The following is a 23,863-nucleotide window of genomic DNA, read 5'->3' on the forward strand; positions in this document are numbered from 1 at the left end:
CGAGAGGTTTAACGCTCGACGGTCAGCGCAATGCCTTGCCCGCCGCCTATGCACAGAGTGACCAGCCCTTTTTTGGCGTCACGGCGCTGCATCTCATGCAGCAGCGTCACAAGGATCCGACAGCCGGATGCACCAATCGGATGGCCCAGCGCGATAGCGCCACCGTTAACGTTCACCTTGCGCGCATCCCAGCCAAGCAGGTTACCAACCGCCAGCGCCTGCGCGGCAAAAGCTTCGTTGGCTTCGATGAGATCCACCTCATCCAGCGTCCAGCCTGCCCGCGCCAGCGCGGTCTGGCAGGCGCTGACGGGGCCGATGCCCATTACGGACGGGTCGACCCCGGTAACGGCGTAGCTCACGATCCGGCCCAGCACCGGTAGTCCGCTCGCCCGCGCTTTTTCTTCGCTCATCATCAACACCGCGGCGGCGCCATCGTTCAGGGTGGAGGCATTCCCCGCCGTGACCGTGCCGTCCTCCTGGCGAAACGCGGGGCGCAGTTGCGCAAGCTGCTCTGCGGTGGTTCCTGGCCGGGGTTGTTCGTCATGACGAATCACCAATGGCGGCTTCTTGCCCTGTTTCACCGTTACCGGGGTAATCTCGGCCTCAAAGCGAGCAGATTCGATGGCAGACGCCGCCTTTTGCTGTGACCCGGCGGCGAAGGCATCCTGCTGTTCGCGTGAAATGCCGTACTGCCGGGCGACGTTTTCCGCGGTGATCCCCATGTGGTAATCGTTAAACGCATCCCACAGGCCGTCGACGATCATGCTGTCCTGCAGGCCCGTGTGGCCAAAACGCAGCCCGGAACGGGCGCCATCCAGCAGGTAAGGGGCATTGCTCATGCTCTCCTGACCGCCCGCGATCACCACCTCTGCGTCTCCACAGCGGATAGCCTGTGCCGCAAGCTGTACCGCCTTCAGCCCCGCGCCACAGACCAGATTGACCGTGGTGGCAGGGGTACTGACGGGCAGTCCGGCGGCGATAGCCGTCTGACGTGCCGGGTTTTGTCCGCAGCCTGCCGTCAGCACCTGCCCAAAAATCAGTTCGTCTGTGTCACCTGCCGAAAGCGAGCTCTCTTCAAGCAGGCGGCGCACCGCGACAGCACCAAGTTCAACGGCGGAAAGGGGAGAGAGCGAACCGCGAAAACTGCCAATCGGCGTTCGCGTTGCCCCGACTATCATGACGTTTTTCATGTTGAGTCCTCAGCTAAAGCGCATTTCGCGAACGTCGTCCGCCACGATGATTTTTCCGGCAGTTTTGCTGACGATCTCGTCAATGCCGACGCCGGGGGCGTATTCACGCAGAATGAACGCACCGTCTTTAATTTCCAGCAGGGCCAGGTCGGTTAACACCCGGCGGATGCAGCCCACGCCGGTGAGCGGTAGCGTGCAGCGCGACAGCAGTTTGGACTCACCGCTCTTCGACGCGTGGGTCATCACGACAATGATGTTCTGCGCCCCGGCGACAAGATCCATGGCGCCGCCCATGCCTTTCACCATCTTTCCGGGGATCATCCACGAGGCGATGTTGCCTTCCATGTCCACCTCAAACGCCCCGAGCACCGTGAGGTCGACGTGACCCCCCCGGATCATGGCGAAGGACTGGGCCGAGTCGAAAATGGCGGCACCGGTTCGCGCGGTGACGGTCTGCTTACCGGCGTTAATCATGTCGGCATCAAGGCTCTGCGCATCGGGAAATTCCCCCATCCCCAGCAGTCCGTTTTCTGACTGGAGCATCACGTCCATGCCGGCGGGGATGTAGTTCGCCACCAGCGTCGGGATACCGATCCCCAGGTTGACGTAGTAACCGTCGCGCAGCTCACGGGCGACGCGCATGGCCATCTGTTCGCGGGTTAACATGGTCAGACTCCCTCTGCGCGCAGCGTGTGCTGTTCAATGCGTTTCTCAAACTGGCCGACAATCAGCCTGTCGACGTAAATTCCCGGGGTGTGAATGGCGGACGGCGGCAGCTCACCCGGCGGGACAATCTCTTCCACCTCCACCACGGTTATCCGTCCTGCGGTGGCCATCAGCGGGTTGAAATTTTGCGCGGTGTGGCGGTAGATGACGTTGCCGTACCAGTCCGCTTTCCAGCCTTTGATCAGCGCAAAATCGCCTGTAATGGCCTCTTCAAGGATGTAGTGCTTACCGGCAAACTGACGTACCTCTTTCCCGGCGGCCACGGGCGTGCCATAGCCGGTGGCCGTGTAAAATGCCGGAATACCGGCCCCGCCCGCGCGCACCTTTTCGGCCAGCGTGCCCTGGGGCGTCAGCTCAACCTCCAGCTCGCCGCTCAGCACCTGCTGTTCGAACAGCGCGTTCTCGCCGACGTAAGACGCCACCACCTTCCGCACCTGGCGTGTCTCCAGCAGCAGCCCGAGCCCGAAACCATCCACGCCGCAGTTGTTCGATACCACCGTCAGGCCCTGCACCTGACGGCGTTTGACTTCCGCAATCAGATTTTCAGGAATACCGCACAGGCCAAAGCCGCCCGCCAGCAATGTCATCCCGTCCGTCAGCCCTTCCAGCGCCTGCGCATAGCTGTCGACGCGTTTATCCAGTCCTGCCATAGCCATCCCTCCTGTTGTCCGTGGCGGTATCATTGGGGGCGACGACTCTTTTGTTAATTTTGAATTTGTGACCCACTCATTTGGTTTTTTTATTAATTTCCTGTTAACTAAATTTTTTCAATTAGTTAACAGGATGAAAAATGAGAATGAGTGTCAAACAGTTACGCGCGTTTTTAGCGGTAGCTCACACTCTCAATTTTGCGCACGCCAGCGAACGGTTAAATCTTTCTCAGCCTGCCCTCAGCCTGACGATTAAAGGGCTGGAGGATGCGCTGGGAGGCCCGCTGCTGCAGCGAAGCACGCGTAAGGTCACCCTGACGCAGGAGGGCGAAACCTTTTTACCGATGGCGCGGCAGCTGCTGGCTGACTGGGATAACGTTGAAGAGGCAATGCACCAGTGCTTTACGCTGCAGCGCGGCAAAATCTCGGTCGCGGCCATGCCGTCGTTTGCGGCTAACGTCCTGCCGGAGGTGCTGAAAGCGTTTCGCGATCGCCATGCCGGGATCAACGTCACCGTGCATGATGTCATCAACGAACAGGTGATTGAGATGGTGCGGGAAGGGCGGGTCGAGATGGGGATCGCCTTTGAACCGGCGCCGACGCATAACCTGCTGTTTACGCCGCTGGGCCTCGACCGGTTTGTCGCCATTGTGCCGAAAGCGTCCCCCCTTGCGATGAAAAAACGCCTCTCCTGGAATGAACTGCTGACGCTGGATTTCATTACCCTGCAGCGCCCCTCGGCGGTGCGCCTGATGATGGAAGAGGAGCTGGCCCGTAGCGGCCGCAAGCTGGAGGTGGCGCTGGAGAGCCATCAGCTGGTGACGGTAGGAAGGATGGTCGCCAGCGGGCTGGGCGGCAGTGCCGTACCGGCGCTGTGCGAGGCGCAAATGACATCGCTGGGTGCGGTCTGTATTCCGCTGGACAGCCCGCCGATAGAAAAATGTATCGGGGTGATCCATCCAGGGCACACGCAGCTCTCAAAAGCGGCGCATGCCCTGCTGGAAACCCTGAAAGATTTTTATCAGCCCGATCAGGGGACGAGAAACACCTGAGGTGCAGCATGAGCCGGGTGTCGGCCAACCTGCACCTGCGCGCCGTACCAGCGCGTCAGCGTATCGGCCTGCAGAACCGCCTCCGGGGCCCCCTGAGCGACCATTTTGCCGTTATGTAACAGCAAGATCCGATCCGCCCACAGCGCCGCCAGATTGAGATCGTGCAGCACAATACAGACATGCAAATGCCCCCGACGGGTCAGGGAAGAGAGCAGGCGCAGCAGATGCTGCTGGTGGTAAAGATCCAGCGCGGACGTGGGTTCATCCAGAAACAGCCAGCCGCGCGGCGCACCGTCGCACCAGAGCTGTGCCAGCGCGCGGGCGAGTTGGACGCGTTGCTGCTCCCCGCCGGAGAGCGCCGCAAACTGCCTGCCCGCCAGCGGTAAACAGCCGGAGATAGCCATCACCTCCTCAATCACCGACGCCTCAGGGCGTCGCGTCCACGGCGCACGCCCCATCCCGATCACCGCTTCTACCGGCCAGTCGAATCCGAGCTGGGTATTCTGGCGCATGACCGCCCGGTAGCGGGAGAGTCTGTCCGGCGGCCAGGCCGTAAGCGGCGTTCCCGCCAGACTGCACCGTCCGCTCGCGGGTTTGAGATAGCCGGTAAGCAGGCGTAACAAGGTCGATTTCCCGGCACCGTTGGGGCCAATCAACGCCACCAGTTCGCCCTGAGAGAGGGTCAGCGACACGTCGTCGATCAGCGTCCGTTGCCCGGCGTGAAAGACAATATTTTCCGCACAGTAGCGTTCAGCCATGCGCACCTCCGCGACGAAAGATAAGCCACAGGAACCACGGCGCACCGAGAAGACTGGTCAATAAACCGACCGGCATTTCCGCCGGGGCGACCAGGGTACGCGCCAGCGTATCGGCAGCCAGCAACAGTAACGCACCGGCCAGTACTGAGCCGGGGATCACCGCCCGGTGGTCGGCCCCCAGCCACATGCGCACCAGGTGTGGCACCACAAGGCCAACAAAGCCGATGACACCGCTGACGGCCACCGCGGCGGCCACCAGCAGGGCGCTGCACAGCAGCAGGAGCCGCTGTACAACGGCCACCTCCACCCCGAGGTAGTGCGCCTCTTCCTCGCCAAGCTGCAACAGGTTGAGGGCACCAGCCAGGCGCCAGATAACCAGCATGGTGGGAACCATCAGCGAGCAGACGGCCAGCAGCGTTGACCACTGCGCCTGGCCGAGGCTGCCCATGCCCCAGAGTGAGAGCTGGCGAAGCTGGGCATCATTACTGAGCCATGACAGCACGCCGACGGCCGCCCCGCACAGGGCATTGATGGCAATCCCCACCAGCAGCAGTCGCGACAGGGAACTGTCACGTTGCCGGCTAAGCAGGAAAATGACGAAAGTCGCGGCCAGCGCGCCGAGAAACGCCGCCAGCATCGGGGCGTACAGCATCACCAGCGCGGGCAGCGAGAGCGGAATAACCACCCACAGCGCAACGGCGAGTGCTGCGCCGCTGCTGATCCCCAGCAGGCCCGGATCGGCCAGCGGGTTACGAAACAGTCCCTGCATCACACAGCCCGCCAGCGCCAGTGAGCCGCCGATTGCCAGCGCCAGCAGCACGCGGGGCAGGCGGATCGTCAGCCAGATCTGACGCAGCGCGTCGTCGCTGCCGGTCCACAGCAGGCTGACCGGCAGGCGCAACGCGCCCACACCGCTGGCCGCCAGCGTCATGACGGCCAGCAGCGCGGCCAGCAACCACAATGCCAGTACGGCGCGTCGGGACATCAGGGCAGTTGCTCCGCTTTACGGCGTAACTGCTGGATCGCCTGTGGCGTTCGCACGCTAAAGCCCAGCAGCGCCATATCGTCGATGGCCAGCATCTGGCGGTGACGTCCCGCTGGAGTTTGCGCCAGACCGGGCAGTTGCCACACCGCATCCGCCCCACCCAGAGCGTTCACGCCATCCTGCGAGATCACCACCAGGTCGGGCTGGCTGGCGATAACGCCTTCCTGAGACAGCGGCTGATAGCGAGTGAAACCCTGCATCGCGTTCTGCAGCCCTGCCGCACGAATGGCAGCATCCGCTGCGGTTTGTTGCCCGGCGGCCATCGCGGTCATCCCGCCGTGGTTGAGAATAAACAGCACCCGTTTATTGAGCGGTGACGCGGGAAGCGCCGACAGCGCCTGACGCAGCGAGTTGCGCAGCGTTTCCCCTTCTGCCTCGTGGTGCGTCGCCTCAGCAATAACCCGAACCTTTTCATCGATAACACTGAGGTCATTGCCTGCCGGAACGGTGATCACCCTGACGTGACTCTGCTCTACCTGTTTTAACGCCAGAGACGGCTGTGCCTGTGCACTGGCCAGCACCAGCGTGGGGCGCATGGACAAAATGCCTTCGGCATTTAGCTGGCGCAGATAGCCCACGTCCGGCAGCGTGTTCGCCGCCTGTGGCCACTGGCTGGTGCTGTCGCGTGCCACCAGCGAAGATGCCGCGCCGAGCGCATAGACAATCTCGGTGACGTCGCCGCCGAGCGCGACGATTTTCTCCTGCGGCGCAGCAAGTGCCAGCAGCGGCAGGGCGCTGATCAGGGCAAGCCATTTTTTCATGCGGCCAGCCCTTTTGCCGTTAAGGCGTCGATCTGGCTGCGCCACTGACTCTGCTCGGGTTCGCCTTCGCTCCGCTGGCCGTACAGCTGGGCAATCTGCGTGCCGTCGGTGGCAAACAGCTCCAGGCTGGTGACATGCCCGTCAGCCGTCGGTTTGCGCGTGACCCAGGATTCGGCGATGGCGCCTTCCAGCAGATGGAGGGTGAAAGCCGGGTTGAAGATGTTCAGCCAGCCCTTCATCGGCATCAGTTTTTCCACCACGCCGGTGAAGATCTGCACGCAGCCGCGGTTGCCGACGAAAATCATGATTTCGTTCCCGTCCTGGCGCGCCGTTTCCAGCAGCTGGGCCAGCGCGGTGTTGTCGACCCTGCAAGCCAGATCGTCGCCCACCAGGCGAAACGCCTGCTGGCGGCTGAGGTTGTGACGCTTGAGCAGGCTGAAGAACTGATGCACGTCGGTCATGGCACGCCACTCTGTGTCCACGAGCGAGGCGTCCGGGTTTTCAGCGTGAGCCGGGACATCGGCCGTTTTCAACGCCAGCGGCGGATTCCCGGCAAAGATAAAGCGGGTGAGCAGATCGCCCCAGGCGGTGAGGTCGGTGTTATCCGTGGCGTAAACCTTCAGCAGGGCGTCGCCCTGGTGGTCGAAGAACTGAATGCTCTGCCGCTCGCCGTGGGCGGTGGCCTCGCTGATATGAAATACGCTCGCCCACTGGTTAAGGAACAGGCGCAGATCCAGCGCGCGCGGGTTGAGGATCAGTCCGGCGTGGCCGCTCAGGTGTTGATGGGTAAAGGCGCCGACCTGCTCGTGAACGGCGTAGTCGTTGCGGCAGATGCATTTGGTTTCGCCCACCGCTTCCAGCGCGGCCAGGATCTCGCGGACGTCACCGCGCAGGCGCCAGGCGTCATGGCCCACACGGGCGAAGGTCAGCTCGGCTTCGCTGATGTTCATTAAACCTGCAATGTCGCGCGCGTACTTACCCGGATTTTCTTCTTTTAGCTCAAGCCAGCGTGTGTAGTGATTCATTGTCTTTTCCTCTCAAAGCATTGCCCCGGCCAGCCGGGGCGGGGATTACCATTGATAACTGACGAAAATCTTCCCGTTTCGGCCATCCTGCGGAATGCCCTGTGGCGACCAGTATTGTTTGTCGAAGGCGTTGCCCAGCACCAGCGTCGTGGTGACGCCTTTAAGCTGCGCCTGGCCGGTGTAGCTCACGTAGAAATCGTTAACCGCGTAGCCGGGTTGCTCGCTGTAGCTGCTGCTGATGTGCGTTGAGCGATCGACAAAGGTGCCGATCCAGCCGACGGAGAAGCCGCTTTGTGCCAGCGGAATATCCAGCTTGCTGGTGACGGTATCCGGGTTAATGCTGGAAATGTACTCGCCCGTGTCGGTATCTTTTCCGCGCGTGCGGTTATAGGCGAGGTCGAGATTGAACAGGTCGGCGGAGTATTTCGCCATCACGTCCCAGCCCCAGATTTTGGCGTTCGGGACGTTATATGACATGGTGGTCGCCGCCGCAAAATCGACGGTGGTGGAGATGTAGTCTTTGGCGTTGGTATCGAAATAGCTGGCTTTAAACTCCAGTGCATCGTTGGCCAGCATCAGATCATCAAAGCGCAGACCAAAACCATACTCCTGCGTTTCGTTGGTTTCCGGGCGCAGATTGGGGTTGGGCACCCAGTAGTTGGTATAGAAGCGGCCAATGGAGAAGTGTTTGGCGTCGTTATACATTTCGCCCATGGTTGGCGCGCGGAACGCCTGCGCGTAAGAGCCGAACAGCATCAGCCAGTCGGTCGGGCTGACGGTTAACCCGGCGCGGGAGGACCACTTATCGGCATCCACATCCTTGTAGCCGTCGCTGCTGCCGCGGTAGTTGTCGTAGCGCGTGCCGCCAAGAAGGGTCACGGGGAGGTCGCGCAGGGTGATTTCATCCTGCAGCCAGCCGGAGCTGAAATCGATTTGTGCCTGCGGGAAGCCCGTTGTTGCCCCGCCCGGGCGTTGCTCCTGACGATAATACTCACCGCCGTAGGTCAGCAGATGTGAGGCAAAGGAATCGCTGAACAGGCGGGTGCGGTTCTCCACTTTGCCGCCTTTGGTGGTCTGTTTGCGAAACTCACCGCTGCCGTCGATGTTCTGGGCGTTGATACGCGCTTCGGACCAGTAAATTTTCGCGTCGGCGTTCAGCCAGTCGTTACCCTGTGGAGCAAGGTGATAGCCGAGCTGCGCGTCACGCTGGATGGTGGAGCGGTCGGTCAGCGGGTTACTGCTGCTGTCTGCTGTACTGGTTTGCGGGTTTTTCGGCTCCTGTGCAGCGTTATTGTAATAGCGCAGGGAGCCGCTCAGGCTCTGTGCCGCGTCGATTTTCCAGCTGCCCTTCGCCAGCATGTTCTGAATGGATTCGTCGTTTGGGGCGGTGGTGCCGTCACTCTGGCGCAGATCGCCACGATCCCGGCTAGACCAGGAGAGCAGCCCGTCCAGGGTATCGGTGCGACCATAGGCGCTGGCCCCCATGCCGATGCTGTGATCGCCCGTCGCACCGGTAGCGAACACCCGATAGCCGCTGTTTTTACCCGGCTCCAGCAGATCTTTGGCATCGACGGTCTCATAGGCAATCACACCGCCCAGCGCGCCACTGCCGTATAGCAGGGCCGACGGACCGCGCACCACTTCGATACGTTTAATCAGCGCCGGATCGAGGAACGTGCTGTTCAGGTGGCCGGTGTCGGTTCCCTGGCGCACGCCGTCAACCAGTACCAGCACGCCGCGACGGTCATAACCGCGCAGGTTAACGTCCTGGCCGTTGGTGCGTCCGGTGCCATCGAGCGTCAGGCCGGGGACGTTACGCAGCAGGTCGGCTGCCGAGCTGGCAGTTTGTTTATCCGGTGTGCTGGCGTCAATCACGCTCACCATCATGGGGGCTTCGAAGGCGCTACGGGCGTTACCCGTGGCGGTCACGGTCATTTCATCTGTGGTAGCAAACGCGACGCCCGGCAGGGTGCTGACAATCGCCAGCGCCAGAAGTGACGGACGTAAAGGCGCGGAAGGCAGGTGTGGCATAGCAACTCTCCATTAAGAATTGAAAGTGCTGGCTGCCTGGGGTTCACCTGGGTGGCTGGCGGAGTTTTTGTGTTGTTTATTTTGTGAGGATCAATTTTCCGGCATGGGTCTGGCGCAGCAGGTAGCGTTGACCGTCATGCTCGATAATGACCCGTCCCTCATCGCCCAGCAGGGTTTTGCTGTCAATGCGACGCTCGGCGGGGGCGGATACTGTGTCTGTTTTTGGCGGCGTTGCCGCAGTGTTATCCGTACGTGACATAATGTTTATAAATAACAATCAATGTAACAATGATAATCATTATCAATAAACTGCAAATTCGCGGCAAGCGTTTTTGTGAAAAAAGGGTGAGAGGATCAAATTTGTGGGTGAAGTGCGGTCAGATGCCCTCACCCCGACCCTCTCCCACAGGGAGAGGGAGAAGGGCACGGATCGTAGGCCGGGTAAGCGCAGCGCCACCCGGCGGGGGGTTAGAAGCGCGTATCGATCGCCGACGCCAGCTTCTCCAGCAGCAGTTCGCTGTCTTCCCAGCTCAGGCACGGGTCGGTGATCGACTGGCCGTAAACCAGCGGCTGACCCGACACGATTTTCTGCGTGCCTTCGCGGATAAAGCTTTCGGCCATAATGCCCGCAATGGCGCTTGAACCGCTGCGGATCTGCTGGCAGATCTCATCGCAGACATCCAGCTGGCGACGGTGCTGTTTCTGACAGTTACCGTGGCTGAAGTCCACCACCAGATGTTCCGGCAGATCGAACTCGGCCAGCGTTTCACAGGCCGCGGCGATATCCCCGGCGTGATAGTTCGGTTTCTTGCCGCCGCGCATAATGATATGCCCGTACGGGTTGCCGCTGGTCTGGTAGATGGTCATCTGACCGCTCTTATCCGGCGAGAGGAACATGTGGCTGGCACGCGCAGCGCGGATCGCATCGACCGCAATCCGGGTGTTGCCATCGGTTCCGTTTTTAAACCCGACCGGGCAGGAGAGGGCAGAGGCCATTTCACGGTGGATCTGGCTCTCGGTGGTCCGCGCGCCAATCGCGCCCCAGCTGATCAGATCGGCGATAAACTGGCCGGTCACCATATCGAGAAACTCGGTGGCCGTGGGAACGCCCAGCTCATTCACCTGCAAAAGCAGCTTACGTGCCAGCTCAATCCCATGGTTAACGCGATAGCTGCCGTTGAGATCGGGGTCTGAAATTAATCCTTTCCAGCCCACCACGGTACGGGGTTTTTCAAAGTAGGTCCGCATCACGATCTCAAGGCGATGCTGGTGTTGTTCCCGCAGCCCCTGTAGCCGTTTTGCATAATCCATCGCCGCGTCCAGGTCATGGATCGAGCAGGGGCCAATTACCACCAGAAGACGTTTGTCTTCACCATTAAGAATTTTTTCAATGCGTCGGCGCGAGGCCGTAACATGCTCCGCAACGCCTGCGGAAAGTGGATGCCGCTGTGCCAGTTCAGCCGGTGTAACCAGGCTGTCAATGCGCGCTGTGCGGAGTTCGTCGGTTTTATTCATGGAATGTCTCAGAAATTTTTGGCTTCATCGGCAGACTACCGGGAAGTGATGGGCATCACCTTAAACCAATCCCTGCTGATTTCAAGTTCGGGGCGGCTCCGCCCCGAGGATGTGGTGGATGATACCTGAATCTGAGCTAATGTACTAGCATATTAGTACATGCGACGATTAAGGCCCATGATGTCGAGAATTTTGGTGGCGATCTCTTCGACCGAATAGTTGGTGCTGTTCAGCCACGGGATCTGGTTTTTGCGGTACAGTGCTTCCACTTCGGAGACCTCCATTCGACACTGGCGCATGGAGGCGTAGCGGCTGTTCTCGCGGCGCTCTTCGCGGATGGCGGCAAGGCGCTCCGGATTAATGGTCAGCCCGAACAGCTTGTGCTGCAGCGGCTTCAGGGCGGCAGGCAGCACCAGATTGTCCATATCATCGGCAATGAACGGGTAGTTGGCGGCACGAATACCAAACTGCATCGCCAGGTAGAGGCTGGTAGGGGTTTTGCCGCAGCGCGAGACGCCCAGCAAAATGACCTGCGCCTGGTCGAGGTTTCGCAGCGAGATGCCGTCGTCATGCGCCAGGGTGTAGTCAATGGCGGCGATACGCGCATCGTATTTGGTCAGGTTGCCGGGGTTCAGCCCGTGGGTTCGGTGGGCGATGGGGGTCGGGTCGAGCTTCAGCTCGCTCTGCAGCGGGGCCACCAGCGCCTGCACGATATCCTGACAAAAGCCTTCGCTTTGCAGAATGATGTTGCGAATTTCCGGGATCACGATGGAGTAGAACACCAGCGGCCGTACGCCCGTCTGCTGGTAAATGGCATCAATCTGGTCCTTGACCGCCCGCGCGCGGCTCTCATTTTCCACAAACGGCAGCGTGATGCTGTTAATCGAAACGGGGAACTGTGACATCACCGCATGCCCCAGCACCTCGGCGGTAATCGCCGTACCATCAGAAATATAAAAAACGTGGCGATCGACAGCATTATCCATTTTATCCACCCTGAATATCGGACCTAATTGTCTGAAAGCATAAATTAAAAAAGTTAATTGCACAGCAAAGAAGTTATCTGAATTTAAAATGAAATGGTGTTTTTGATTTTCCTGAAAAGTGGATTTCATTTTTCAAATAGCGACGTCATTTTTGTGGTTTTTGGCTGAATATATAGGAATCATCGGCTTATCCGGTGGAGGGAAAGTATCCGAAAAGTTGAAAATTTAAATTGCTTACACGATTCACCGTTTTTTTAGCGTAAATAAATATGCCAGTATAAATACGTAGTCAGGTGTTTCTTACTCCGATCAAATATCACAAAAGGATTGTTTCGATGTCCAACAATGGCTCGTCACCGCTGGTGCTTTGGTATAACCAACTCGGCATGAATGATGTAGACAGAGTTGGGGGCAAAAATGCCTCCCTGGGTGAAATGATTACAAATCTGTCCGGTATGGGTGTCTCCGTACCAAACGGGTTTGCCACGACCGCCGATGCGTTTAACCTGTTTTTAGACCAGAGCGGTGTAAACCAGCGCATTTACGACCTGCTGGATAAAACGGATATTGATGACGTTACCGCGCTTGCTAAAGCCGGGGCGCAGATCCGCCAGTGGATTATCGACACACCTTTCCAGCCGGAACTGGAAAAAGCCATTCACGATGCGTACAACCAGCTCTCCGCTGATGATGCGCAGGCCTCTTTCGCCGTGCGCTCCTCTGCAACCGCAGAAGACATGCCGGATGCCTCGTTCGCCGGACAGCAGGAAACCTTCCTGAACGTTCAGGGGTATGACGCGGTGCTGGTGGCGGTGAAACACGTGTTCGCCTCCCTGTTTAACGATCGCGCTATCTCCTATCGCGTGCATCAGGGCTATGACCATCGCGGCGTCGCGCTCTCTGCGGGCGTACAGCGTATGGTGCGTTCCGACGTGGGCTCTTCCGGCGTGATGTTCTCCATTGATACCGAGTCCGGCTTCGACCAGGTGGTATTCATCACCTCCGCGTGGGGCCTGGGTGAGATGGTGGTGCAGGGGGCTGTGAACCCTGACGAATTCTACGTCCACAAACCGACGCTTGCCGCTAACCGTCCGGCGGTAGTTCGCCGCACCATGGGCTCGAAAAAAATCCGCATGATCTATGCCCCGACCCAGGAGCATGGCAAGCAGGTGAAGATTGAAGATGTACCGCAGGAGCTGCGCGACCGCTTCTCCCTGACCGACGCCGAAGTGCAGGAGCTGGCGAAGCAGGCGGTGCAGATTGAAAAACACTACGGCCGTCCGATGGACATCGAATGGGCCAAAGACGGTCACACCGGCAAGCTGTTCATCGTCCAGGCGCGCCCGGAAACGGTTCGCTCCCGCGGCCAGGTGATGGAGCGTTATACCCTCCACGCGCAGGGCAAAATCGTGGCGGAAGGTCGCGCGATTGGTCACCGCATTGGTGCCGGTCCGGTGAAAGTGATCCACGATATCAGCGAGATGAACCGTATTGAACCGGGCGACGTGCTGGTAACCGACATGACCGACCCGGACTGGGAACCGATCATGAAGAAAGCCGCGGCTATCGTCACCAACCGTGGCGGGCGTACCTGTCACGCGGCGATCATCGCCCGCGAGCTGGGGATCCCGGCGGTTGTCGGGTGCGGTGACGCAACCGAACGCATGAAGGACGGACAGAACGTGACCGTCTCCTGTGCCGAAGGGGATACCGGCTACGTGTATGCTGACATCCTTGACTTCAGCGTGAAAAGCTCCAGCGTCGATACCATGCCGGACCTGCCGCTGAAGATCATGATGAACGTCGGTAACCCGGACCGCGCGTTTGACTTCGCCTGCCTGCCGAACGAAGGCGTGGGCCTGGCGCGTCTGGAATTCATCATCAACCGTATGATTGGCGTTCACCCGCGCGCGCTGCTGGAATTTGACGACCAGGACGCAAAGCTGCAGAACGAAATTCGCGAGATGATGAAAGGCTACGACTCGCCGAAAGAGTTTTATGTTGGCCGTCTGACCGAAGGGATCGCGACGCTCGGTGCGGCGTTTTATCCGAAGCGCGTGATCGTGCGTCTGTCGGACTTTAAGTCTAACGAATACGCCAACCTGGTGGGCGGCGAGCGTTACGAGCCGGAAGAAGAGAACCCGATGCTGGGCTTCCGTGGGGCCGGACGTTATGTCTCCGACAGCTTCCGCGACTGCTTCGCGCTGGAATGTGAAGCGGTAAAACGCGTGCGCAACGACATGGGGCTGACTAACGTTGAGATCATGATCCCGTTCGTACGTACCGTGGACCAGGCGAAAGCGGTGGTGGACGAGCTGGCGCGTCAGGGGCTGAAGCGCGGCGAAAATGGGCTGAAGATCATCATGATGTGTGAGATCCCGTCCAACGCCCTGCTGGCAGAGCAGTTCCTGGAGCACTTCGACGGCTTCTCTATCGGTTCGAACGACATGACGCAGCTGACGCTGGGTCTGGACCGTGATTCCGGCGTGGTCTCTGAGCTGTTCGACGAACGCAACGAGGCGGTGAAAGCCCTGCTGTCGATGTCCATCCGTGCGGCGAAGAAACAGGGTAAATACGTCGGGATTTGTGGCCAGGGCCCTTCTGACCATGAAGACTTCGCGGCCTGGCTGATGGAAGAGGGGATCGACAGTCTTTCCCTCAACCCGGACACCGTGGTGCAAACCTGGCTGAGCCTGGCTGAACTGAACAAGTAACGTCTTCCGTATCTGAAAAGGCGAGGGAAATAATCCTCGCCTTTTTTATTTCCGCTTATATTTGCTCCCCATCACAAATAAAGTAAAAAACCAAATATCATAATTTGTCTGTTAATTTAGACAATTGTTAGCACACAAAGGGTTGCTAATACTTGAGCCTTACCGCGCAAATCAACAGGATTTTGCGCAACTGGTTGAAATACGTTTTAACCTGATAAAAAGGCAAATAACAAATGACAATCTCCTCTGTACTGCGTACCAAAGATAAAATAGGTTATGGCTTAGGTGATATGGCCAGTGCGCTGGTCTGGCAAACAGCGACGTTATTTCTTGCTTATTTCTATACAGACGTTTTCGGTTTACCCGCGGCCATTATGGGCACCATGTTTTTAGTGGTACGCGTGGTCGATGCCTTTATTGATCCCTGTATCGGCGCGCTGGTGGATCGCACCCAAACGCGTCACGGTCGTTTCCGTCCATGGCTGCTGTGGTTTGCCATTCCGTTTGGCGTAAGCTGCCTCATTACGTTCTACGTTCCCGACGTCGGGCCCACGGCGAAAATCGTCTATGCCTGTGTGACCTACGGGATTTTAAGCCTCATCTATTCCGCCATTAACGTCCCTTACTGCGCCATGCCGGGCGCGCTGACGCTGGATCCGCGCGAGCGCCATTCGCTGCAGTCGTGGCGCTTTGGCCTGTCGTTTATCGGCGGGTTGATTGTGACGGTTATCGCTTTGCCGTTGGTTTCGCATCTTGGACAGGGCAACGTACAGAAAGGCTATTTCTATGCCATGAGCCTGATGGGATTACTGGGGATTATTTTATTCTTCTGCTGCTTCCTGATGACCCGCGAGCGCTATTCTCCGCGGAATGATACTTCTGGCTCCATGCTCACCGATTTAAAACTGCTGGCCGGGAACAGCCAGTGGCGAATTGTGTTCCTGTTTAATATTTTGCTGTTAACGGCGGTCGTGACGCGCGGCTCTGCCACGATGTATTACGTGAATTATGTGCTGTTGCGTCCGGAACTGGTGTTTGCCTTTATCGTCTCCGGGATGGTGGCCTCCTTAAGTGGCGCATTATTATCCGAACGGCTGCTGGGGAAATTTGACCGCGTACGTGCCTATCAGTGGACCATTATTTCCTTCGTGATTTTTGGGGCGCTGATCTTCTTCCTGCCGCCTTCACAGGTCTGGCTGATTTTCGGCCTCAATATTGTCTTTAGCTTCATCCAGAACCTGACCACGCCGCTGCAGTGGACCATGTTCTCCGATGTGGTCGACTATGAAGAGCACCGCAGCGGTCGCCGGCTCGATGGTCTGGTCTTCTCCACCGCGCTGTTCGCCATCAAATTTGGTCTGGCGTTGGGTGGGGCAGTGGTGGGTTGGGTGCTCGGGATGGTGGATTACGCGCCAGGCCAGGCAACCCAGACGCCGCACGTACTCACGACCATTAACGCACTGTTTACCCTCATTCCGTGCGTGCTGTTCCTCTGCATGGTCGCGCTGCTTGCCATCTACAAACTCAACAGTCGGCTGGTGGATTCCATCGCCCGCGAACTGGCCAGCAAGCGCGACGTGCGGCCAGAAGCAGGGCAACTCAGCCCGGCTGCCCCTTCCGCCCTACAGGAGTAAAACATGACTGCAATCTATAAGGACGCGGGACGTCCCGTGCACGAGCGCGTCGCCGACTTGCTGGCACGCATGACCCCGGAAGAGAAGTTCGCCCAGATGCACGCGTACTGGCTGATCCTCGATGAAAACGGCAACCACCGTGAACGCAGCGACTTGAGTGATGAATTCGCGGGGGTGAGTGAACAGGCCTCGCTCAGCGAACGGCTTAAGCTGGGCGTCGGGCAGATTACCCGTCCGCTGGGTACCCATATCGTTGATGCGCAAACCGGCGTGCGCGCCGCCAACCGTCTGCAGCGGATGATGATGGAAGAGACGCGGCTCGGCATTCCGGCGCTGTTCCATGAGGAGTGTCTGGTGGGGTTGTTGTGCAAAGCGGCCACGCTGTTCCCGTCATCGCTCAACTACGGTTCAACCTGGGATCCGGCGCTGGTACAGCGGGCAGCCGAGCAGATAGGCAAAGAGGCGCGGTCCGTGGGCTGCCAGCAGGGGCTGGCCCCGGTGCTGGATGTCTCCCGTGATGTGCGCTGGGGGCGCACGGAAGAGACCTTTGGCGAAGATCCCTGGCTGGTGGGCGTGATGGCCACGGCCTACGTTAAAGGGCTGCAGGGCGATAAACGCGATCTGCTGGCCACGCTTAAGCACTATGTGGGCCACTCGTTCAGCGAGGGAGCGCGCAACCATGCCCCGGTTCATCTGGGCTTTAGCGAACTGAATGATACCTTCCTGCTGCCGTTTGAAATGGCGGTGAAGCTGGCCAATGCCGGGTCGGTGATGCCTGCCTACCACGATATCGACAATCAGCCGGGGCACAGTGACCACTTCCTGCTGACCACCGTCCTGCGCGAACAGTGGGGCTTTGACGGGATCGTTGTGGCGGACTATGGCGGCGTCAGCCTGCTGCATCAGCATCACGGGGTCTCGCATGATGCGACCGAATCCGCCGCGCTGGCCTTTAACGCCGGGCTTGATGTTGAGCTGCCGAAAGATGACTGCGCCCGCCATCTGGCCGAGGCCGTTGAGCGTGGTCTGATCTCCATGGCGAAAGTGGACGAGATTGTAGGACGCGTGCTGACCGAAAAATTCCGTCTCGGCCTGTTTGAAAAACCGTATGCCGATGAAAGTGGCATTGATTTGCAAAATGAGACCACCCGGCAGGTTGCACGTGAGGTGGCGACCCGTTCGCTGACGCTGCTGGAGAATAACGGCATTTTGCCTCTCGGCGGCAAACCCCGCGTGGCGGTGGTGGGACCCACGGCGGACGATCCGCTGGCGTTGCTCAGCGGCTACAGCTTCCCGGTGCATTTGATTATCAGCGATATGGTTGACGAAACGTCGCAGGTGACGACCCTGCGCGCGGCGCTGGAGCACTATCTGGGCGCGTCGAACGTGCGTTATGCCAAAGGGTGTCACATCATCGAAAAACGAATGGCGGGCGCGCCGGTCTTCCCGGGTGACAGCGGGGGCAAACCGATGCAGCAGTCGCCGGTGTCGCAAAGTACCGCGCTGATCCCCGAAGCCGTGAACGCCGCGCAGGAGAGCGACGTGGTGGTGGCCTGCGTCGGCGACCTCGCCGGTTTGTTCCAGAGCGGCACGGTAGGGGAAGGATCCGATACCGATTCCCTGCATCTGCCTGGCGTTCAGCAACAACTGCTGGAAGCCCTGGTCGCCACGGGCAAACCGGTGATTGTCGTGATGACCGGTGGGCGGCCGTACAATCTTCAGGGGCTGGAAGATAAGGTCGCGGCGCTGATGATGGCCTGGGCACCTGGGCAGGAAGGGGGCTGGGCAATTGCCGATGTGTTAACCGGCCGCGCGGAGCCGCAGGGACGTCTGGTGGTGAGCGTGCCGAAAAGTGCGGGCGCCATGCCGTACTACTACAACCACAAGCTGAAAAGCGGCGGCACGCCATTCGCGTTCCACTTTGGCTCCCGCTATCCCTTTGGTTTCGGCCTTGGCTGGACGCAATTTAACTGGGGCGCAGCACGCCTCGCGCAAAACAGCTTACCGGTGGACGGCGAGGTTGTGTTGAGTATTGACGTCACCAACCGCGGTGAACGCAGCGGCAGCGAGGTGGTGCAGGTGTACGTCCGGGATAAGGTTGCCACGCAGGTGCGGCCGCTTCAGGAGCTGAAAGCGTTCCAGCGCGTGGCGCTCGCGCCGGGCGAAACGGCCACGCTCACCTTTACGCTGCCCGTGGAGATGTTCAACTTTACCCGTCGGGACGGCAAACGCATTGTCGAGCCGGGCGAGTTTGAGCTACAGGTGGGAGCATCGTCGGCGGATATTCGCGACGTGGTGACGGTCAATGTGACGGGAGAGACGCGGGTGCTGCCTGCTGAATGGCGCATGCTAAGCACCTGTCAGGTTCAGCACGCGTAGCCAGGATAAAAAAAAGCCCATCGTGGGAGATGGGCAAAGACTACACACAGCAATTCGTTGTTTCACTCAGGGGATTTCCATGCTTATAAATCAAGGTGTTGATTTATAACCGTGAGCTAATAGTAGGCATGCCAACCTTGAGCGTCGATCAGATTCGTCTCAATAGTTAAAGAGAAGTAAAGATTTCTTGAGGTGAATAGCGGACTTAGAGCAAAAAAGGCGGGTCGGACCAGTGCGCAACGAATAAATAGTTTAGCAACATTTAAGTATTACCAAGGAGAATGTAGGCCGGGTAAGCGTCAACGCCACCCGGCAATCCCTTTTACTGCGTATTCTTCTCTTCCAGCTCTTCGAGTTCGCTCAAAATCACATCCGGGTCAGTTCCCGGCGGCGGCACTTCGTGTACCCAGGCGGAGAAGAGACGCCAGGTGACGGCAAGCAGCACCGGTCCAATAAACAGACCGATCATCCCAAAGGCGATTAACCCGCCAATGACGCCGGAGAGGATCAGGATCAGCGGCAGGTCCGCGCCCATGCGGATGAGGATGGGACGAATCACGTTATCCATGGTGCCGACCACGCAGCTCCAGACCAGCAGAACGGTTCCCCACGTGGTATCCCCCGTCCAGTAAAGCCAGATGATGCTGGGGACCAGCACCAGCAACGGCCCCAGTTGTGCAAGACAGGTCATCAGCATCACCACCGTAAAGACGGTAGCGTACGGCACGCCAGAAATGGCCAGGCCAATACCGCCCAGCACCGCCTGCACCAGCGCCGTGACGACCACCCCAAGCGCAACCGCCCGCACGGCCTGCGCCGCCAGCAGAACTGCGGCATCGCCGCGTTTACCGGCCAGTCGGGTGGCGAAATGGCGAACGCCCAACGCTACCTGCTCACCGCGCCAGTAGAGCAGGGCGCTGAAGACCAGCATCAGCGCACAGTGCATCATAAAGCGGCCAATATGTGCCGCCTGACCCACAAACCAGGTGGTGGTGGTGCCAATATACGGACGCACTTTCGCCATCAACGCGCTGCCGCCCATCTCCAGCAGGCTATGCCAGCCGCTGTAAAGTTTGGCGCCTACCACCGGAATGCTGTTCAGCCAGGCGAGATCCGGCAGCGTTAAATCACCGCTGGTGACGGCGCGAATAACCGGGCCACTGGAATCGACAAGGCTGTTCACCAGCAGCGCAATCGGAATAATAAACAGCAGGAACAGCAGCAGGGTCATGACCAGTACCGCAAGACCACGGCGGCCAAACAGCAGTTTCTGCAAACGTAACAGCACCGGCCAGGTCGCCACGACCACCGTTGCGGCCCAGGCGAAGCCAAGTATGAAAGGTTGAACAATCCACAGACACGCAATAATCATGAGGGCCAGAAACAGCACCGACAGCAAAATTTGCGCAACATCCCTGGGCTGGCGAAGATTGACCATAAATGAAACTTTCCTTAATAAACACCAGCGAGGCTGGCGGGAACGGATAACCGCGTCACTCTAATCATTAATGATATCAGCGATTTTTGACAGGCGGATTTTGCCCGTAATTCAGCGAAGCACATAAGAAAAAAATGTGATAAAACTTTCCAGACACAACGCAAACGATTTCACACTACTCTAATTAGGGTCGACAGTCATGATCCCACAGATTTCTCAAGCACCTGGCGTCGTTCAGCTGGTGCTTAATTTTTTGCAGGCACTGGAGCAACAGGGTTTTACAGGTGATACCGCCACGAACTATGCCGACAGGCTGACGATGGCGACCGATAACAGTATTTACCAGCTTCTTCCCGATGCAGTCGTCTTTCCACGTTCAACGGCCGATGTGGCGCTGATTGCCCGGCTGGCGACACAAGAGCGTTTTAGCGCTCTGGTGTTCACCCCGCGCGGCGGCGGCACCGGAACAAATGGCCAGGCCCTGAACCAGGGCATCATCATTGATATGTCGCGCTATATGAACCGCATCATCGAGATCAATCCTGAAGAGGGATGGGTTCGCGTTGAAGCGGGCGTGATTAAGGATCAGCTCAACCAGTATCTGAAGCCCTACGGCTACTTTTTTGCGCCCGAGCTTTCTACCAGCAACCGGGCAACCATCGGCGGGATGATCAACACCGATGCCTCCGGGCAGGGTTCGCTGGTCTACGGAAAAACCTCCGATCACGTTCTGGGCGTACGGGCGGTGCTGCTGGGCGGCGATATCCTGGATACCCAGCCTGTGCCGGTCGAGCTGGCGGAAACGCTGGGTAAAGAGAACACCGCAAGCGGGCGCATCTATCGCACCGTGCTGGAACGCTGTCGCGATAACCGCCAGCTGATCCTCGACAAATTCCCCAAACTGAACCGTTTCCTGACCGGTTACGACCTGCGTCACGTCTTTAACGACGAACTGACCCAGTTTGATTTGACCCGTGTGCTGACCGGCTCCGAAGGAACGCTGGCGTTTATTACCGAGGCGCGGCTGGATATCACCCGGCTGCCCAAAGTGCGCCGCCTGGTGAACGTCAAATATGACTCCTTTGATTCCGCGCTGCGTAATGCCCCGTTTATGGTGGAGGCGCAGGCGCTGTCGGTGGAAACCGTTGACTCGAAGGTGCTTAATCTGGCGCGGGAAGATATCGTCTGGCACTCGGTGCGGGAGCTGATTACCGATGTGCCGGACAAAGAGATGCTTGGGCTTAACATCGTTGAATTTGCCGGAGACGATGCAGAACTTATCGATAGCCAGGTGACCACGCTCTGTCAGCGGCTTGATGAACTGATCGCCCACGGCGAAGGTGGGGTCATTGGCTGGCAGCTCTGTAACGACCTGGCCGGCATTGAGCGTATCTACGCGATGCGTAAAAAAGCGGTGGGGCTGCTCGGCAATGCCAAAGGCGCCGCGAAGCCGATTCCGTTTGCCGAAGATACCTGCGTCCCTCCTGAGCATCTGGCGGATTATATCGTTGAATTCCGTGCGCTGCTGGACAGCCACGGCCTGAGCTATGGCATGTTCGGCCACGTTGATGCCGGGGTGCTGCATGTGCGTCCGGCCCTGGACATGTGCGATCCGCAGCAGGAGATCCTGATGAAACAGATCTCCGATGAGGTGGTGGCCTTAACCGCGAAATATGGCGGCCTGCTGTGGGGGGAACACGGAAAAGGGTTCCGCGCCGAGTACAGCCCGGCGTTCTTTGGTGAACAGCTCTTCGGCGAGCTGCGCAAGGTCAAAGCGGCGTTCGATCCCAATAACCGTCTCAATCCGGGGAAAATTTGCCCGCCGGAAGGCGTGGACGCGCCCATGCTGCAGGTGGATGCCGTCAAGCGCGGCACGTACGACAGACAAATCCCGATTGCCGTGCGCGCGTCCTGGCGCGGGGCGCTGGAGTGTAACGGCAACGGCCTGTGCTTTAACTTCGACGTGAAAAGCCCGATGTGCCCGTCGATGAAAATCACCAGCAACCGCATTCATTCGCCAAAAGGGCGGGCGACGCTGGTACGCGAATGGCTGCGTTTGCTGGCCGATCGCGGTATCGACCCGCTCAAGCTGGAGCAGGAGTTGCCGGAAAAACGGGCCAGCCTGCGTTCCCTGATTGAGCGCACCCGCAACAGCTGGCATGCGAATAAGGGCGAGTATGATTTCTCCCATGAGGTGAAAGAGGCCATGTCCGGCTGTCTGGCCTGTAAAGCCTGTTCGACCCAGTGCCCGATTAAGATAGACGTACCGGAGTTCCGCTCGCGCTTCCTGCAGCTCTACCACACGCGCTATCTGCGCCCAATGCGCGACCATCTGGTGGCAACGGTGGAGAGCTATGCCCCGCTGATGGCCCGCGCGCCAAAGACGTTCAACTTCTTTATCAATCAGCCGCTGGTGCGCAAGCTTTCCGAAAAACATATCGGGATGGTGGATCTGCCGCTGCTCTCGGTGCCGTCGCTGCAGCGTCAGCTGGTGGGGCACCGCTCGGCAAACATGACCCTGGAGCAGCTTGAGGCGTTAAGTCCTGAGCAAAAAGCGAAGGTGGTGCTGGTGGTGCAGGATCCGTTTACCAGCTATTACGACGCGCAGGTGGTGGCCGATTTTGTCCGTCTGGCGGAAAAACTGGGGTATCAGCCGGTGGTTCTGCCGTTCTCACCTAACGGTAAGGCGCAACACATTAAAGGCTTCCTCAACCGCTTCGCGAAAACGGCGCAAAAAACGTCTGATTTCCTTAACCGGGTCGCCGGGCTGGGCATGCCGATGGTGGGTGTCGATCCGGCGCTGGTGCTCTGCTATCGCGATGAATATAAGCAGACGCTGGGCGATAAACGCGGGGCGTTCCACGTTATGCTGGTGCACGAGTGGCTGCCGGCGGCTCTCGAGCAGACCAGCGCCATGGAGGTCAGCGGTGAGCCGTGGTACCTGTTTGGCCACTGTACCGAAGTCACCGCGCTGCCGGGCGCACCTGCGCAATGGGCCTCTATTTTTGCCCGCTTTGGCGCGAAGCTGGAGAGTGTCAGCGTCGGTTGCTGCGGCATGGCAGGCACTTACGGGCATGAAGTGAAGAATCACGCCAACTCGCTCGGTATTTACGAGCTGTCATGGCATCAGGCGATGCAGCGCTTGCCGCGAAACCGCTGCCTGGCAACGGGCTACTCCTGCCGCAGCCAGGTGAAACGTGTTGAAGGTAACGGGGTACGCCATCCGTTACAGGCTTTACTGGAGATTATCGGATGATCTGGAAACGTGCCGTCACGCTACAGGCATTAAACGCCATGGGCGAGGGGAATATGGTCGGGTTGCTGGATATCCAGTTTATCCGCATTGGGGAAGATGATCTGGAGGCCACCATGCCTGTCGATCATCGTACGCACCAGCCGTTTGGTTTACTGCACGGCGGTGCGTCCGTGGTGCTGGCCGAAACCCTGGGCTCGGTGGCGGGGTATCTCTGCACCGAAGGGGAGCAGAAGGTCGTCGGGCTTGAGGTGAACGCCAACCATATTCGCTCGGTGCGCAGCGGGCGGGTGCGCGGTATTTGCCGCGCGCTGCACGCCGGTAGCCGTCATCAGGTGTGGCAGATTGATATTCTCGATGAGCAGGATCGGCTGTGCTGCTCATCCAGGCTGACGACGGCGGTAGTGTAAATTTCCTGATGTTTTTGCATTTGGTCAAAATCTCGCCAGGGTGTTGTGATATACTGGTCAGGATTTGTACACAAGTGAGGACATCATGGATACTGAAATAACCCCAACGCAACTGGCAATTGAATATTTACGTCGCGATAACAGCAACCTGTCTCCGGCGCAGTACCTGAAAAAGCTGAAACAGCTTGAACTGGAGTTTACAGATTTGCTGGCGCTCTCTTCGAATGAACTGAAAGAAGAGATCTATTTTGCCTGGCGCTTGGGCGTTCACGTCCATTGAGAGAATGAAAAGGCCG

Annotated in this window: 19 protein-coding genes and 1 other RNA gene; 7 read left to right on the forward strand and 13 right to left on the reverse strand. The window is 58.7% G+C overall.

Annotated elements, in window-relative coordinates; genetic code table 11:
- Nucleotides 1-8: 8 nt before the first annotated feature.
- From ACQG19_RS10225 to ACQG19_RS10235, 3 genes are read right to left on the reverse strand one after another with little or no spacing between them, the layout of a single operon-like run.
- Nucleotides 9-1,190, reverse strand: coding sequence for an acetyl-CoA C-acetyltransferase (locus tag ACQG19_RS10225; RefSeq protein ID WP_038980282.1), 1,182 nt, complete (start codon nucleotides 1,188-1,190; stop codon nucleotides 9-11).
- 9 nt (nucleotides 1,191-1,199) lie between these two features.
- The gene (locus tag ACQG19_RS10230) at nucleotides 1,200-1,856 is read right to left on the reverse strand and encodes a 3-oxoacid CoA-transferase subunit B (protein WP_013096990.1); all 657 of its coding nucleotides are present in this window, start codon (nucleotides 1,854-1,856) and stop codon (nucleotides 1,200-1,202) included.
- 2 nt (nucleotides 1,857-1,858) lie between these two features.
- Complete coding sequence (locus tag ACQG19_RS10235; RefSeq protein ID WP_108453530.1) at nucleotides 1,859-2,566, reverse strand: CoA transferase subunit A; 708 nt, start codon at nucleotides 2,564-2,566, stop codon at nucleotides 1,859-1,861.
- A 140-nt stretch (nucleotides 2,567-2,706) separates the two neighbouring features.
- Between ACQG19_RS10235 and ACQG19_RS10240 the strand changes: the two genes are divergently transcribed.
- Entirely contained in the window at nucleotides 2,707-3,618 is a 912-nt protein-coding gene (locus tag ACQG19_RS10240) for a LysR family transcriptional regulator (RefSeq protein WP_045295835.1), read from the forward strand.
- Here the strand turns inward: ACQG19_RS10240 and ACQG19_RS10245 are convergent.
- The 8 genes from ACQG19_RS10245 to ppsR all read right to left on the reverse strand — a co-directional run bounded on the left by ACQG19_RS10245 (nucleotide 3,597) and on the right by ppsR (nucleotide 11,739).
- Nucleotides 3,597-4,376: a heme ABC transporter ATP-binding protein gene (locus ACQG19_RS10245; RefSeq protein WP_045902866.1), complete on the reverse strand. Its 780-nt coding sequence runs from the start codon at nucleotides 4,374-4,376 to the stop codon at nucleotides 3,597-3,599. The two genes, ACQG19_RS10240 and ACQG19_RS10245, sit on opposite strands and share 22 nt — an antisense overlap.
- Entirely contained in the window at nucleotides 4,369-5,361 is a 993-nt protein-coding gene (locus tag ACQG19_RS10250; RefSeq protein ID WP_038980287.1) for a FecCD family ABC transporter permease, read from the reverse strand. Before ACQG19_RS10250 ends, ACQG19_RS10245 begins: the two co-directional genes overlap by 8 nt.
- The gene (locus tag ACQG19_RS10255) at nucleotides 5,361-6,182 is read right to left on the reverse strand and encodes a heme/hemin ABC transporter substrate-binding protein (RefSeq protein WP_058679430.1); all 822 of its coding nucleotides are present in this window, start codon (nucleotides 6,180-6,182) and stop codon (nucleotides 5,361-5,363) included. Before ACQG19_RS10255 ends, ACQG19_RS10250 begins: the two co-directional genes overlap by 1 nt.
- Nucleotides 6,179-7,207, reverse strand: coding sequence for a hematinate-forming heme oxygenase ChuS (gene chuS, locus ACQG19_RS10260; protein WP_058679429.1), 1,029 nt, complete (start codon nucleotides 7,205-7,207; stop codon nucleotides 6,179-6,181). The genes ACQG19_RS10255 and chuS overlap by 4 nt, the downstream gene beginning before the upstream one ends.
- Before the next feature lie 45 nt (nucleotides 7,208-7,252).
- Entirely contained in the window at nucleotides 7,253-9,238 is a 1,986-nt protein-coding gene (locus tag ACQG19_RS10265) for a TonB-dependent hemoglobin/transferrin/lactoferrin family receptor (protein ID WP_246932038.1), read from the reverse strand.
- Between the two features lie 76 nt (nucleotides 9,239-9,314).
- Complete coding sequence (gene hemP, locus ACQG19_RS10270; RefSeq protein WP_013096982.1) at nucleotides 9,315-9,497, reverse strand: hemin uptake protein HemP; 183 nt, start codon at nucleotides 9,495-9,497, stop codon at nucleotides 9,315-9,317.
- Between the two features lie 209 nt (nucleotides 9,498-9,706).
- Nucleotides 9,707-10,753 carry a 3-deoxy-7-phosphoheptulonate synthase AroH gene (aroH, locus tag ACQG19_RS10275; protein WP_045295841.1) on the reverse strand — a complete coding sequence of 349 codons (1,047 nt, stop codon included), beginning with the start codon at nucleotides 10,751-10,753 and terminating at the stop codon, nucleotides 9,707-9,709.
- 152 nt (nucleotides 10,754-10,905) lie between these two features.
- The gene (gene ppsR, locus ACQG19_RS10280) at nucleotides 10,906-11,739 is read right to left on the reverse strand and encodes a posphoenolpyruvate synthetase regulatory kinase/phosphorylase PpsR (protein ID WP_023620693.1); all 834 of its coding nucleotides are present in this window, start codon (nucleotides 11,737-11,739) and stop codon (nucleotides 10,906-10,908) included.
- A 335-nt stretch (nucleotides 11,740-12,074) separates the two neighbouring features.
- On the opposite strand from ppsR, the gene ppsA reads away from it, so the two are divergent.
- From ppsA to ACQG19_RS10295, 3 genes are all read left to right on the forward strand, one after another.
- Nucleotides 12,075-14,453 carry a phosphoenolpyruvate synthase gene (gene ppsA / locus ACQG19_RS10285; protein WP_020688345.1) on the forward strand — a complete coding sequence of 793 codons (2,379 nt, stop codon included), beginning with the start codon at nucleotides 12,075-12,077 and terminating at the stop codon, nucleotides 14,451-14,453.
- Nucleotides 14,454-14,686: 233 nt separating this feature from the next.
- Nucleotides 14,687-16,087: an MFS transporter gene (locus tag ACQG19_RS10290; RefSeq protein WP_013096978.1), complete on the forward strand. Its 1,401-nt coding sequence runs from the start codon at nucleotides 14,687-14,689 to the stop codon at nucleotides 16,085-16,087.
- A 3-nt stretch (nucleotides 16,088-16,090) separates the two neighbouring features.
- Nucleotides 16,091-18,466 carry a glycoside hydrolase family 3 N-terminal domain-containing protein gene (locus ACQG19_RS10295; RefSeq protein WP_038419179.1) on the forward strand — a complete coding sequence of 792 codons (2,376 nt, stop codon included), beginning with the start codon at nucleotides 16,091-16,093 and terminating at the stop codon, nucleotides 18,464-18,466.
- A gap of 5 nt (nucleotides 18,467-18,471) precedes the next feature.
- On the opposite strand, the gene rprA is transcribed toward ACQG19_RS10295, so the two are convergent.
- An RNA gene (rprA, locus tag ACQG19_RS10300) (antisense sRNA RprA) lies at nucleotides 18,472-18,579 on the reverse strand.
- Between the two features lie 209 nt (nucleotides 18,580-18,788).
- Nucleotides 18,789-19,904 carry an AI-2E family transporter YdiK gene (gene ydiK / locus ACQG19_RS10305; protein ID WP_013096976.1) on the reverse strand — a complete coding sequence of 372 codons (1,116 nt, stop codon included), beginning with the start codon at nucleotides 19,902-19,904 and terminating at the stop codon, nucleotides 18,789-18,791.
- 199 nt (nucleotides 19,905-20,103) lie between these two features.
- Between ydiK and ydiJ the strand changes: the two genes are divergently transcribed.
- The 3 genes from ydiJ (at nucleotide 20,104) to ACQG19_RS10320 (ending at nucleotide 23,847) form a co-directional block, all read left to right on the forward strand.
- Nucleotides 20,104-23,160, forward strand: coding sequence for a D-2-hydroxyglutarate dehydrogenase YdiJ (gene ydiJ, locus ACQG19_RS10310; protein WP_020688342.1), 3,057 nt, complete (start codon nucleotides 20,104-20,106; stop codon nucleotides 23,158-23,160).
- Nucleotides 23,157-23,567, forward strand: coding sequence for a 1,4-dihydroxy-2-naphthoyl-CoA hydrolase (gene menI, locus ACQG19_RS10315; protein WP_023620692.1), 411 nt, complete (start codon nucleotides 23,157-23,159; stop codon nucleotides 23,565-23,567). The genes ydiJ and menI overlap by 4 nt, the downstream gene beginning before the upstream one ends.
- An 85-nt stretch (nucleotides 23,568-23,652) precedes the next feature.
- On the forward strand, nucleotides 23,653-23,847 hold the full coding sequence (locus tag ACQG19_RS10320; protein WP_013096972.1) for a YdiH family protein: 195 nt from the start codon (nucleotides 23,653-23,655) through the stop codon (nucleotides 23,845-23,847).
- Nucleotides 23,848-23,863: the final 16 nt, after the last annotated feature.

It is taken from the genome of Enterobacter cloacae complex sp. 277I4, assembly GCF_050031465.1.
GTDB lineage: Bacteria > Pseudomonadota > Gammaproteobacteria > Enterobacterales > Enterobacteriaceae > Enterobacter > Enterobacter cloacae.

Bases quoted from the DNA above. Each gene is read 5' to 3' on its own strand.
- ACQG19_RS10230 (WP_013096990.1), bottom strand. From the start codon at position 1,856: ATGTTAACCCGCGAACAGATGGCCATGCGCGTCGCCCGTGAGCTGCGC.
- ppsR (WP_023620693.1), bottom strand. From the start codon at position 11,739: ATGGATAATGCTGTCGATCGCCACGTTTTTTATATTTCTGATGGTACG.
- ydiK (WP_013096976.1), bottom strand. From the start codon at position 19,904: ATGGTCAATCTTCGCCAGCCCAGGGATGTTGCGCAAATTTTGCTGTCG.
- ACQG19_RS10290 (WP_013096978.1), top strand. From the start codon at position 14,687: ATGACAATCTCCTCTGTACTGCGTACCAAAGATAAAATAGGTTATGGC.
- aroH (WP_045295841.1), bottom strand. From the start codon at position 10,753: ATGAATAAAACCGACGAACTCCGCACAGCGCGCATTGACAGCCTGGTT.
- ACQG19_RS10250 (WP_038980287.1), bottom strand. From the start codon at position 5,361: ATGTCCCGACGCGCCGTACTGGCATTGTGGTTGCTGGCCGCGCTGCTG.
- menI (WP_023620692.1), top strand. From the start codon at position 23,157: ATGATCTGGAAACGTGCCGTCACGCTACAGGCATTAAACGCCATGGGC.
- ACQG19_RS10225 (WP_038980282.1), bottom strand. From the start codon at position 1,190: ATGAAAAACGTCATGATAGTCGGGGCAACGCGAACGCCGATTGGCAGT.
- ACQG19_RS10240 (WP_045295835.1), top strand. From the start codon at position 2,707: ATGAGAATGAGTGTCAAACAGTTACGCGCGTTTTTAGCGGTAGCTCAC.
- ACQG19_RS10255 (WP_058679430.1), bottom strand. From the start codon at position 6,182: ATGAAAAAATGGCTTGCCCTGATCAGCGCCCTGCCGCTGCTGGCACTT.
- ACQG19_RS10245 (WP_045902866.1), bottom strand. From the start codon at position 4,376: ATGGCTGAACGCTACTGTGCGGAAAATATTGTCTTTCACGCCGGGCAA.
- ACQG19_RS10295 (WP_038419179.1), top strand. From the start codon at position 16,091: ATGACTGCAATCTATAAGGACGCGGGACGTCCCGTGCACGAGCGCGTC.
- hemP (WP_013096982.1), bottom strand. From the start codon at position 9,497: ATGTCACGTACGGATAACACTGCGGCAACGCCGCCAAAAACAGACACA.
- chuS (WP_058679429.1), bottom strand. From the start codon at position 7,207: ATGAATCACTACACACGCTGGCTTGAGCTAAAAGAAGAAAATCCGGGT.
- ppsA (WP_020688345.1), top strand. From the start codon at position 12,075: ATGTCCAACAATGGCTCGTCACCGCTGGTGCTTTGGTATAACCAACTC.
- ydiJ (WP_020688342.1), top strand. From the start codon at position 20,104: ATGATCCCACAGATTTCTCAAGCACCTGGCGTCGTTCAGCTGGTGCTT.
- ACQG19_RS10235 (WP_108453530.1), bottom strand. From the start codon at position 2,566: ATGGCAGGACTGGATAAACGCGTCGACAGCTATGCGCAGGCGCTGGAA.
- ACQG19_RS10320 (WP_013096972.1), top strand. From the start codon at position 23,653: ATGGATACTGAAATAACCCCAACGCAACTGGCAATTGAATATTTACGT.
- ACQG19_RS10265 (WP_246932038.1), bottom strand. From the start codon at position 9,238: ATGCCACACCTGCCTTCCGCGCCTTTACGTCCGTCACTTCTGGCGCTG.